5 protein-coding genes and 1 CRISPR repeat array are annotated in these 12,809 nt (G+C 51.9%); of the genes, 4 read left to right on the forward strand and 1 reads right to left on the reverse strand.

The features are described 5' to 3' along the window. The first annotated feature begins 13 nt into the window (after nucleotides 1-13). Genes ACVWYZ_RS07130 through cas2 form a run of 4 tightly spaced genes read left to right on the forward strand, consistent with a single transcriptional unit; the run spans nucleotide 14 to nucleotide 3,436 of the window. Nucleotides 14-1,840 (forward strand): RAMP superfamily CRISPR-associated protein, encoded by a 1,827-nt coding sequence (locus ACVWYZ_RS07130; RefSeq protein ID WP_457466638.1) that lies wholly within the window; start codon nucleotides 14-16, stop codon nucleotides 1,838-1,840. Nucleotides 1,841-1,869: 29 nt separating this feature from the next. Then, entirely contained in the window at nucleotides 1,870-2,169 is a 300-nt protein-coding gene (gene csx18, locus ACVWYZ_RS07135; RefSeq protein ID WP_414406322.1) for a CRISPR-associated protein Csx18, read from the forward strand. Next, nucleotides 2,169-3,158, forward strand: a complete 990-nt coding sequence (cas1, locus tag ACVWYZ_RS07140; protein ID WP_457385049.1) for a CRISPR-associated endonuclease Cas1 — start codon at nucleotides 2,169-2,171, stop codon at nucleotides 3,156-3,158. Before csx18 ends, cas1 begins: the two co-directional genes overlap by 1 nt. After that, nucleotides 3,158-3,436: a CRISPR-associated endonuclease Cas2 gene (gene cas2 / locus ACVWYZ_RS07145; RefSeq protein WP_011431332.1), complete on the forward strand. Its 279-nt coding sequence runs from the start codon at nucleotides 3,158-3,160 to the stop codon at nucleotides 3,434-3,436. The genes cas1 and cas2 overlap by 1 nt, the downstream gene beginning before the upstream one ends. A gap of 251 nt (nucleotides 3,437-3,687) precedes the next feature. Further along, nucleotides 3,688-11,560: direct repeats of the CRISPR family, unit length 36 nt; unit sequence GTTCCCCCTTCGGGGGGATCCCTAGAAATTGGAAAC. Between the two features lie 72 nt (nucleotides 11,561-11,632). Here the strand turns inward: cas2 and ACVWYZ_RS07150 are convergent. Further along, nucleotides 11,633-12,658: a CHAD domain-containing protein gene (locus ACVWYZ_RS07150; RefSeq protein ID WP_457466639.1), complete on the reverse strand. Its 1,026-nt coding sequence runs from the start codon at nucleotides 12,656-12,658 to the stop codon at nucleotides 11,633-11,635. Nucleotides 12,659-12,809: the final 151 nt, after the last annotated feature.

Consider the following 12,809-nt stretch of genomic DNA (forward strand, 5'->3'; position numbering starts at 1 on the left):
AGGAGAAGATCAAATGCCTAGCAATCGTCCTGCCAACGCTCCACAACCTTCTCCCTGGCTAGGGCATCTCTTGGATCCCAACCCCAGCCCAGATCCCACAGCGAGCTTTATTGAATATCTGCGTTGGATGAGGGCTCCAGCAACTCCTTTCAAAGACGGAGCCAAAGTCGATCTGGTGCACCAGGCAGAAGCAAAGGCAAACTACGGAGCGCGCCTGCAAGTTCTAAATGCTCGCATCAAACGCATTGCCGGAGAAAAAAACACTTTTCAGGTCACCTGTCCCTGGCGAATTCGGGTAGGCGGAGCCAAAGGCCCGGAGAGCATGCTGCTGCCCGCTTTTGATCACTTAGGGATCCCTTACCTTCCCAGCTCCACCTTGCGGGGGGTAGCCCGCGCCCAGGCTATTCGAGAGTTGATGCAGAAGCGCAATCTGTCTTGGGAGGAGGCAGATAAAGCAGTGGCACCCTGGCTTGGGCATCTAGAAGCTGAGGACAAAGATAGTGCTGGCAAGGTGATCTTTTTAGATGCCTACCCTGTGCCGACCAGGACTCAAAGACAAGGGGATCCCGATAATTCCAGAACAGGAGGTCTAGCTGTCGATATTGCCAATAATATCTGGAAGTGGAACGGTCAAAATCTTGAATACTCACCTAATCCCAACCTCTTCTTTTCTCTCAAGCAAGCCACTTTTTTGATTGGCCTGCGTAAAGGGCCAGGCTGCACCGACGAGATGTTGGCCCAAGTGAAAGAATGGCTCATCCGCGGGCTGGAGCAAGGAGTGGGATCCCAAGTCAATACCGGCTACGGTCGGCTGATTCAAACTGGCAAAACTCTATCTCAATACAAGGGAGAATTCTTGCGGCTGCCTTTTAAGCTGAAGGGTCAGTTGATCCACGGGCGACAAGTGGTCAACTGGAGACCTGATAAGAACCGGTATGACAACAAATCAATTGCCGAAGTCCGACCGGTAGCCTTTAAGAACATGCTGCGCTACTGGTTTCGAACCTTTGCCCTGGGTGTTTTGCCCGTGAAGCAGGTGCAGGAATGGGAGGGGCAACTTTTTGGGGCCATCACTCCCCAGCAAAAACACAGCTGGATCCACGTGGATCTTTTGAAGGGGCGAGTAACTCAACCGGAGCCGGAACCCAATCAAGCAGGAAAGGGGAAGCCTGCCGGACGGCAAGAAGGGATCCTCATTCTCAGCCTTTCTGAGGAGTGCCAAAACTATGCTTCAAAGGAGAAGCAGGAAGCGGTGCAAAAGCTCTTTCGGAATCTAACCTGGATGCTGTTTCACCTGGGAGGTATTGGCCAGGGGGCAAGAAGGCCCTGCTACTCTCGCCAAGACCGCGGTAGAGCTCCTTGGTGGCGGGGATCCACCCTCATTCCCAACTCCGAAGATTCATTTTGGAATCTGCCAGAGTCGGTAGAGGAATTCCAGAAACTCTTTCAGAAGCGGCTGCGGGGCTTTTTTGAAGCACTCCAGGTTTTGACTGGGCAGGCCATTGATCCCAGCAATCCCGGGAGCTTTGGTCAGGTCAGCAAAGAAAAGTTGCCTGAAGCTGTGGATGCCCATTGCAGGATTGTAGTCTGCAGCGGCCCAAAAGAGTTTAATAAGCCCTATGCTTTGGCTGTTTTGCACAAGGTAGGCAAGATAGCGCCAGGAAAATACGACAAGTTTCTCTGCGGCGACACAGGCACGCCGTCCCCTGTTTGGATTGCAGATTTGGATGACTATCAGGTGGTTACCGTTTTTAGGGCAACGGTGAATCCTAGGAAAAGTTATCTTGAACAGCTCAGGAAAAATGCTGATGATTTTGGAATAATCTGGCCCTTGAAGTAGAGATCTTGGAGAATCTCTGGAGGAATAAAATGTCCAAAAAGAGGATCAATGCCAAAGTTCTTAGAAACCTTGTTACAGCTGTGGTCAACGGCTCGATCACGCTGGCCATCCTGCTAATTGCTCCTTTGGGATTGGCAGCCGTGATTACCAATACCATTCTTGTCGCGATTGCCAGCTTCTTTTCGGGCAGTCTGGCCGAGATCGTGATGGATTTCTTGTCAAGTCCTGAAATTGATGTGGAGATTTTACCGGAGCGTGGCCGCTCTAAACCCGGCAATGCCATAGATCAGAGGCGAGGCGCTGAAGATCTGCGTCGTCATGACGAATAATGCGAACTTTATATGTCTCTCAGCAGGGGTGTAGGCTAAGCCTTAAGCAAGAGTTCGTAATGGTCTATTTGGGCGAGTCGCTCTTGCAGGAGGTGCCTCTACCCTTGCTGGAGCAAATTTTAATCTTTGGCCGATCCCAGGTGACTACCGATGTTGTGAGGGAGTGCTTGAAGCGCAATATCCCCATTGCCTACCTCTCCCGGCTCGGCTATTGCTACGGTCGCCTCATTCCCATTGAAAGGGGCTACCGCCGCCTGGCCCATTGGCAACAGGCGCTCCCTGAAGCATGGAGACTGCAAACAGCAGCCCAAATAGTGCGAGCTAAGCTCCTCAATGGCCGCGTGCTGTTGATGCGACAACTTAGGCAGCGCCCCAGCGAAACCAGGGATCTAACCCTGCGCAGCCTGGAACACTTGGCCGCTCAAGCTCTGCAGGCTACTTCGCTGGATCAATTGCGAGGCATTGAAGGGATCGGCGCAGCTTTGTATTTTCCCGAATTGGGCAATTGCTTACAACAAAAAGGATTTGTTTTGATCAAGCGCACCCGACAGCCGCCCACCAATCCAGTGAATGCCATGCTCAGCTTTGGCTACATGGTGCTCTGGAACCACCTATTAACCTTAATTGAGCTGCAAGATTTGGATCCCTATCAAGGTTGCCTACATGCCAGCAGCGAACGCCACGCTGCTTTGGTTTCCGATTTGCTGGAAGAGTTCCGAGCGCCTATTGTGGACTCACTGGTACTGTGGCTGGTCAACAGCGGTGTTATGGATATCCAAGAAGACTTCGAGTATCGAGATGGGGGCTGTTTTCTCAGCGATGCTGGCAGAAAGAAGTATCTCAAAGCTTTTCTCCAGAGAATGGAGGGATCCATCCAAACCCCCGATGGGGATCAACCCCGCTGGGATTTGCTGACGCAGCAGGTTAAGAAATTTAAGCATTCTGTCTATAATCCTCAAGACCTGTATCAGCCTTACCGGATTCGCTGATGTTTCTTTATGTCGTTACCTACGACACCCCTTGTGATAAGCGCCGCAAGAAAATTGCCGACCTGCTAGAAGGCTACGGCAAGCGCGTGCAATACAGCGTGTTCGAGTGTGTCCTCGACAAAGACAAGTTCGAGGAGCTCAAGCTACGGCTCCGGAAAAGGGTCAAGCCCGATGAAGACAGCGTCCGCTTCTATCCCCTCACCAGCCACGCCCTTGACCAAGTGGAAATCTGGGGTGGGCCCCCCTTAACTGCACCCCCCCACTCGATCGTTGTCTAGCTCAAGCAACTCTCCACCCACTTCAGTACTTGATGTTCTCAAAAGCACACAAAAACGGTATCAACGCTTTTGCGAGCGCCTCGCCAAAACCCGCAAAGGCCGATTCTTTCGTTGACCCGCTCGATGCCTTGCGCCACAAGGCTTTCAGGCCTCTCACCCCCCTCTCCCAAGCTCTTTTTTGCCCTCTTCGACCGACCCCCTCGCAAATGGGTCTTGCATTCCTTGCCCTGCTTGGGTTTAATAGGGGTAGAGTTCCCCCTTCGGGGGGATCCCTAGAAATTGGAAACAATGGTATGGCAGAGTATCTAGGTAGAAGATATCACATTGAGTTCCCCCTTCGGGGGGATCCCTAGAAATTGGAAACTGCTTTTTGTTTGCTAGATATAGCTTTGATGAAGCCTGGGTTCCCCCTTCGGGGGGATCCCTAGAAATTGGAAACAAGCGTAAGGAGGGCTTGAGTAATCCTTTCCGCGGGGCGTTCCCCCTTCGGGGGGATCCCTAGAAATTGGAAACTAATAACACGGTTTATGCAGTAGATAAAGTTGGTCTTAGAGTTCCCCCTTCGGGGGGATCCCTAGAAATTGGAAACCTACCAGACGAGAAATCGCCGATAAAATTATCAGAGGTCGTTCCCCCTTCGGGGGGATCCCTAGAAATTGGAAACCTGCGAGTATATCCGCAGCGTCGCCTTGATCTTGGGGTTCCCCCTTCGGGGGGATCCCTAGAAATTGGAAACTGCAATTCTGCTCCAGGTTCGGTTTGACTGCTGCTGTTCCCCCTTCGGGGGGATCCCTAGAAATTGGAAACTTGAGGAAAAGCTGTGTTACAAAGGTAGGGAAGTTGACTCAATGAAAGTTCCCCCTTCGGGGGGATCCCTAGAAATTGGAAACAAGTCAGAATGTCAGCAAAGTGAAGTAGTACCCATCAAGTTCCCCCTTCGGGGGGATCCCTAGAAATTGGAAACTTGAGGATGGCTCGCTGACCATCAACGATCCGCTGTTCCCCCTTCGGGGGGATCCCTAGAAATTGGAAACTTCCCGTAAATCATCCGAACACCGCGGGGTGTTCGTTGAAGTTCCCCCTTCGGGGGGATCCCTAGAAATTGGAAACCTCTTAAATTTGATAGGAGTAAATCTGTGTTTAAAAGTTCCCCCTTCGGGGGGATCCCTAGAAATTGGAAACACGCTTATAATGATCAATCAGTGGAGAGAAAAACCAGTTCCCCCTTCGGGGGGATCCCTAGAAATTGGAAACAGGTGAACAACTATCCTACCTAAAATAAAAAGGCTGGTTCCCCCTTCGGGGGGATCCCTAGAAATTGGAAACATGAACCGTCCTGCACTGTGGATTTGCATAGCCAGTGGTTCCCCCTTCGGGGGGATCCCTAGAAATTGGAAACTAGAAAGCTTATCCAGAGCCTGTTCTAGCCAATCCTGTTCCCCCTTCGGGGGGATCCCTAGAAATTGGAAACCACCGAGGAGTCGGAGGAAGTACCACACGGACTTCTGGTTCCCCCTTCGGGGGGATCCCTAGAAATTGGAAACTGATTCCAGACGATAAACCCATCTTTGTCCACCGCAATGTTCCCCCTTCGGGGGGATCCCTAGAAATTGGAAACGAACTTTTAACCCGGCTGGATCGGGCTCAGGAACAAGGCAGTTCCCCCTTCGGGGGGATCCCTAGAAATTGGAAACGAGCATAAAGCTTCTCCCATCCGGTTTCCCGGATAAACCAGTTCCCCCTTCGGGGGGATCCCTAGAAATTGGAAACTTGAGCTGGATCTTGTTAATGTTCATATCGCACCTGTTCCCCCTTCGGGGGGATCCCTAGAAATTGGAAACATCATCCACCTCTCCCTAAAGTAGAAGACGGTAGCGAAGAGTTGTTCCCCCTTCGGGGGGATCCCTAGAAATTGGAAACACCTGCTCTACTACAACGTCGCAGCAAAGGCCCAGTGTTCCCCCTTCGGGGGGATCCCTAGAAATTGGAAACATTCTCAGCAACACTCGTGTATTGCAATACAGTATTCTCGTTCCCCCTTCGGGGGGATCCCTAGAAATTGGAAACATCAAGTACGGGCAGCGACGAGTTAACCTCGTCCACCTGGTTCCCCCTTCGGGGGGATCCCTAGAAATTGGAAACGTTCTGAAACACCGTGCCAGAAAAAGTTCTCTAAGAGGTTCCCCCTTCGGGGGGATCCCTAGAAATTGGAAACCGTCGTATTCGACGGGAAGGAGGTAGTACGCGTATAGTTCCCCCTTCGGGGGGATCCCTAGAAATTGGAAACTAGAGCAGGTACCTTCATGATTACCTCTCCCTTTATGTTCCCCCTTCGGGGGGATCCCTAGAAATTGGAAACTGCAGCCCTGTCTTTGGGTGTTACGCGTTGAAAACACCCTGTTCCCCCTTCGGGGGGATCCCTAGAAATTGGAAACAAGGTATTTAACCCCCCGCTTGGTGTACACTGTATGAAGTTCCCCCTTCGGGGGGATCCCTAGAAATTGGAAACAGGACACCACTAGAACGTTCCCTCTACGGACCTTAAACAGCGTTCCCCCTTCGGGGGGATCCCTAGAAATTGGAAACACACCACAGCCCCTTTGATTGTCTCTGCAGGGAAGATGTTCCCCCTTCGGGGGGATCCCTAGAAATTGGAAACGATGTCTATAGCTAAATGTATAAGCAGCTACAGGACTATCGTTCCCCCTTCGGGGGGATCCCTAGAAATTGGAAACTTGATTTTTATTCTCCTCATTGGCTTTAGCTTCTGGTTCCCCCTTCGGGGGGATCCCTAGAAATTGGAAACACCCATCACGGTGTTTATCGCGGTATGGAACCGCGATGTTCCCCCTTCGGGGGGATCCCTAGAAATTGGAAACCGGAAATCCACCCGGTCTGCCATACCAACCAATCTTGTTCCCCCTTCGGGGGGATCCCTAGAAATTGGAAACATTACTGAAGCTAAGAAACGTGAAGACAGAAAATGGGTTCCCCCTTCGGGGGGATCCCTAGAAATTGGAAACTTGTTGATTTAGTTGGCGAGCTGGTTCAGTTTGCTGATCGTTCCCCCTTCGGGGGGATCCCTAGAAATTGGAAACGGTAGCAAGAGCAAGGAGTCAGTTGTATACTCAGTGTTCCCCCTTCGGGGGGATCCCTAGAAATTGGAAACTCCTGGGTGTGTTTGGGGAGGCTAGGTTAGGTTAGAGTTCCCCCTTCGGGGGGATCCCTAGAAATTGGAAACATGAAGGCACTCCTTATAATTATGCAACTACCCTAGGTGTTCCCCCTTCGGGGGGATCCCTAGAAATTGGAAACAGCAAGCTGAACATCATTGAGGGACTTGACGTACTCAGTTCCCCCTTCGGGGGGATCCCTAGAAATTGGAAACCAAGCCTGCACGGCCATCCATCCCAGTGCCCCTATGTTCCCCCTTCGGGGGGATCCCTAGAAATTGGAAACAAGTACCCCCTTTTGGACATACGTGTCCCTTGTTTGGTTCCCCCTTCGGGGGGATCCCTAGAAATTGGAAACAGCTAGACGTTCTAACATTCGTCGAGATTTTAATCAGTTCCCCCTTCGGGGGGATCCCTAGAAATTGGAAACTTTGAAAGGCAGGCTACCGTTATTCCCTGCCTAAGGGTTCCCCCTTCGGGGGGATCCCTAGAAATTGGAAACTTTACTCCCTTAAAGCGTGACTCTTGGTGAAATAAAAAGTTCCCCCTTCGGGGGGATCCCTAGAAATTGGAAACTTCAACTGCTCCGCCTGTCGAGCAGACAGTTTCAAGGGTTCCCCCTTCGGGGGGATCCCTAGAAATTGGAAACTACGCCTCTAGCCTCCCGTAGTTACAACGGTAGACGGAAGTTCCCCCTTCGGGGGGATCCCTAGAAATTGGAAACACGCCTACCAAATCCCCGGTTCCAAACCGGTTGTTGAGCCAGTTCCCCCTTCGGGGGGATCCCTAGAAATTGGAAACAGGTAGCCACCCCCATCTCTCCAGGCCCTTCTAGCCGTTCCCCCTTCGGGGGGATCCCTAGAAATTGGAAACTGCAGGGCCTCGGAAGGACGCAACGATGTGGGATCCCTGGCTGTTCCCCCTTCGGGGGGATCCCTAGAAATTGGAAACATACATTTCCGTCTCGTTTTACGTTCCTGATTTGGAAGTTCCCCCTTCGGGGGGATCCCTAGAAATTGGAAACACTGTAACGTCAAGTTCAACAATAACAGAATCATTTGTTCCCCCTTCGGGGGGATCCCTAGAAATTGGAAACAACGTGCACCTTTCTGTGTTAGCTCCGCCTTCCGACGGTTCCCCCTTCGGGGGGATCCCTAGAAATTGGAAACGTCCAGTACTTCCTGGAAGTTCAGGAGCCCCGCTTCGGTTCCCCCTTCGGGGGGATCCCTAGAAATTGGAAACTATAGGCTTGGGCAACAGAACGGGCATCGGTTTTACAGTTCCCCCTTCGGGGGGATCCCTAGAAATTGGAAACTCCTAACTTTGGCAGGGAATCACTAAACCTGCCTTTCAAAAGTTCCCCCTTCGGGGGGATCCCTAGAAATTGGAAACAACTACTTGGTTACGGGAATGTAAAAAGAGACTTCTGTTCCCCCTTCGGGGGGATCCCTAGAAATTGGAAACTCGATGATACTCACCATACGCAGAGCTGCGTTGATGATAGTTCCCCCTTCGGGGGGATCCCTAGAAATTGGAAACAAGCTGAATGCAGTCCGAGAGGCTCTCGAACTGTAGTTCCCCCTTCGGGGGGATCCCTAGAAATTGGAAACCATTCGGCTATAGGATTATTAGTGATCTTAAATAATGTTCCCCCTTCGGGGGGATCCCTAGAAATTGGAAACCTTGGTACATAACGGAAAGAGCAGTGGCGCATATACAGTTCCCCCTTCGGGGGGATCCCTAGAAATTGGAAACTTGTATTTAAATACTTTATTTTGATTAATTATTGTCACTGTTCCCCCTTCGGGGGGATCCCTAGAAATTGGAAACTTCCAACAACAACGTTGGGTACGCTTGACTAAGCGTGTTCCCCCTTCGGGGGGATCCCTAGAAATTGGAAACCACCCATCACGACGACTATCGCGATAGGGAGCGGCAAGTTCCCCCTTCGGGGGGATCCCTAGAAATTGGAAACATCTATTGGCAAATTGGTCTTGTTCTAGTAGATCTTCGGTTCCCCCTTCGGGGGGATCCCTAGAAATTGGAAACAAGCTAACCTGATTGTTAATGTAGTGTGCGAAGATGTTCCCCCTTCGGGGGGATCCCTAGAAATTGGAAACTTGAGCTTATTCAGTTGATTCAATTGATCGCTGGACAGGTTCCCCCTTCGGGGGGATCCCTAGAAATTGGAAACGGCCTGGGCTTTCAGCGCTTTTTGGAACGCTTTGGCCATGTTCCCCCTTCGGGGGGATCCCTAGAAATTGGAAACATGGCTAGACTGGCTCTGATCTGTCATTTATTTTCTGGTTCCCCCTTCGGGGGGATCCCTAGAAATTGGAAACAATTTGATTGGCAAAATCTTTCTTATCTATTAGTGAAACACAGTTCCCCCTTCGGGGGGATCCCTAGAAATTGGAAACGCTCTTTGACTCCAGTTGGTTTCGTACGAAACGAAGAGTTCCCCCTTCGGGGGGATCCCTAGAAATTGGAAACCTACTGTACCCAGAATGGCTGCGATATCCCTAATATATTGTTCCCCCTTCGGGGGGATCCCTAGAAATTGGAAACGTTACTCGCTGGAAACACCCTACTTCCCCACAATGGCAGGGGTTCCCCCTTCGGGGGGATCCCTAGAAATTGGAAACCATAAAGAACACCCAGGTTTTCATACCTGGGTGTCTTTTGGGGTTCCCCCTTCGGGGGGATCCCTAGAAATTGGAAACCTGTTAAACTAGAGCAACTGGTCCAACTGACGCAGTTGATGTTCCCCCTTCGGGGGGATCCCTAGAAATTGGAAACTCCATTTGTCAAGTGTACCTACCTCTTCGAGGTACCACCCGTTCCCCCTTCGGGGGGATCCCTAGAAATTGGAAACACCCAGAGCGTATTCTAGCCAATCCTGTCCTTTTGCAAAGTTCCCCCTTCGGGGGGATCCCTAGAAATTGGAAACATGGATCTCATTTACGAATACGAATACAACCCAAGTTCCCCCTTCGGGGGGATCCCTAGAAATTGGAAACCAATATCCCATTGGGCTGACTACTAGTGCAGCTCAAGTTCCCCCTTCGGGGGGATCCCTAGAAATTGGAAACCTGCGTTACGTCAAACTCATGCGGTTTTGTGGCCGTTGGTGTTCCCCCTTCGGGGGGATCCCTAGAAATTGGAAACACGATAAAAGCACCCCGATAGTCCACAATTGCAGGGCGTTCCCCCTTCGGGGGGATCCCTAGAAATTGGAAACAACCGGTTCGGTATGGGTGTTCAGAACTACTTTGGGTTCCCCCTTCGGGGGGATCCCTAGAAATTGGAAACAGTCTATAAATTCGTATCTAAACAATTTATATAAGTAGTTCCCCCTTCGGGGGGATCCCTAGAAATTGGAAACACGATGAATGGAAAGACACTCAAGCACCATTTATAGCGTTCCCCCTTCGGGGGGATCCCTAGAAATTGGAAACTTTTCCTAAGGTGCTCTCTTACGGAGTTTAAGGGAGTGAGTTCCCCCTTCGGGGGGATCCCTAGAAATTGGAAACAACCCAGGTCTGCTTGCTGTAATTCCAGTAGTAGTTGTTCCCCCTTCGGGGGGATCCCTAGAAATTGGAAACTGTTATTAGCATTGACTTGCACAATTGGTATTTAAAGTTCCCCCTTCGGGGGGATCCCTAGAAATTGGAAACTTGTAGTGTGGTAGGTAACAGTACTGTACTGTTCCACGATGTTCCCCCTTCGGGGGGATCCCTAGAAATTGGAAACTATCAACCTGACCCAGCAGATGGTTGACCAGCTAAACGTTCCCCCTTCGGGGGGATCCCTAGAAATTGGAAACATTATTCGGATTAAATCGCGGAGGAGTTCACAGCGTTGTGCGTTCCCCCTTCGGGGGGATCCCTAGAAATTGGAAACTCGTCTCTAGGGCGTCCACTCCTGATGGCCCAGTCCCGCCAGGTTCCCCCTTCGGGGGGATCCCTAGAAATTGGAAACATTGGCCAGTCAGATCAGAGCGGCTGGCATACGGGAAGTTCCCCCTTCGGGGGGATCCCTAGAAATTGGAAACTTGCGGATGGTTCAGCTCATCTAAACTCAACAAAGGCTGTTCCCCCTTCGGGGGGATCCCTAGAAATTGGAAACAGGCTTGACCTCCGCACCAACGGTGAGGGTGCAAACTCACGTTCCCCCTTCGGGGGGATCCCTAGAAATTGGAAACTTGACCTTCTCCTCTGCCGGCTGGCAGCTCTGCTCGGTTCCCCCTTCGGGGGGATCCCTAGAAATTGGAAACCCTCAATGGTCAACCACTTGTTGCGATGCGGAATCGCAAGTTCCCCCTTCGGGGGGATCCCTAGAAATTGGAAACTTGTTTATCCCTGAAGAAGGGAGGTTGAGTATGGAACCTGTTCCCCCTTCGGGGGGATCCCTAGAAATTGGAAACGTGTGGGTGGGGGAGGGACTACCTTAGAGGGTTCTGCCCATCGTTCCCCCTTCGGGGGGATCCCTAGAAATTGGAAACTTCAAACTTGCGGAGCAGGCCCGCGCGATCCAGCATCGTTCCCCCTTCGGGGGGATCCCTAGAAATTGGAAACTTATGATGCGGAGCACCTTGTCCCTCGGTGTGCCTATATAGTTCCCCCTTCGGGGGGATCCCTAGAAATTGGAAACTTTTGGTTCTGCAGGCTTTGGTTTGTCGGCAAAGGACTGTTCCCCCTTCGGGGGGATCCCTAGAAATTGGAAACGTGTGTGGGTGGGGGAGGTTAGGGAATTACTTTACAGTAGTTCCCCCTTCGGGGGGATCCCTAGAAATTGGAAACACGTTTATGGTGACTGGCGCAAATATTTGCGTGACTGGTTCCCCCTTCGGGGGGATCCCTAGAAATTGGAAACATATAGAAGGTGACCGAGACGTACCCTACTCCGCAGGGAAGTTCCCCCTTCGGGGGGATCCCTAGAAATTGGAAACCCTATAGCCACAAAAAATCCCCCGCCAATAAGGCGGGGTTTTTCCTTCGGGGGGATCTATAGAATTGGAAACCTAGGGATCCCCAGTTGGAGAGAAATTGGAAACAGAGAAAAGATTAGAGTAAAGCCGGTGCTGCTCGGCAGAGGCCAGGCAGCGCTGTTGGTGCTCAGGCCACTCCTGGAGGGCTAGTTTTTGTTGTTCCTGGAGAAGGGTTTGTAGGTCTGAGTCTGCAGGCAGCTCGCCTTGCAAAACCTGCAAATCGTTAAAGCGGCCCAGTTGATCCTGCAAGCACTTCAGGGTTGCTATCCAATCTTGCATGGTTTCCCCGTAAAAGGGCGCAAAAAACTCCACCTGATAGCGCAGCCGCTTGGTGGCCTTGCGCAGCTCGTGCAGTTGCTCAGCCTGGGCTTCCGTTGCGGGGAAAGCAGGGATCCGCCAGCCTGGCTGCAGCAGCCACTGGGCCAGCAGAGGAGTCAGCAAGTGGGGCAAGCTTTCCGGCAAAGGCAGCTCCGCCTGGGGCTTATAGCGGGGGTGAGCCAGCCACTGCTCGCAGGCAGCTTGAAACGCCAGGAAGTCAGCATCTTCAAGAATGCGGCGGGAGCGTTTCTCGGCTTGGGTTCGACGTTGCTGCAGATCTTGTTTTAGCTTCTCCAGTTCTGCCTGCTGGGCTGCCGGGATCCCTTCCCAACAAGGTTCCTGCAGGATTTCCAGCAGCACGTCCAGATCCCGCTGCTTGCCCAAAGCACTGGCCAGCTTTTGCAGGCGTTTGGGCTTGAGAGGCTTGGGCAGCCGGACGGATCCCTGAAATACCTGCACCCAGGTGCCAATACGGCGCAGGGTCACCCGGATTTGGTGCAGAGACTCTGCCGCTTCTGGATGCTGAGCCAGAACTCGCTTTACGTGTTTCTGCAGCCGCTGCCATTGCTGGCTCAACAGCTGGTGGGCCCAGGCGGCCACGGTTGGCAAGGGCGCAGATGAGGGCAAGGTCAAGTGCAAGGACTCCGTCCCGCTGACGCGAAAGGACTCCGTCCCGCTGACGCGAAAGGACTCCGTCCCGCTGACGCGATCGGTTTTCAGCTCAGCAGCAACAGCGTCCACAGCCAGTCTCCTCTACCCAAAACGAGAACCAAGAGGGCAGCAGGCTCTTTTCACATAGGTCATCCAGAATAGCTTGAGGTTACCCCCGCCTCTTCCTTTTTAACCTAATCTTAACCTTGGTAAACCGAGCAGGCTGTGGCCAGGGAAACTG

Source organism: Thermostichus sp. MS-CIW-37 (genome assembly GCF_054060065.1).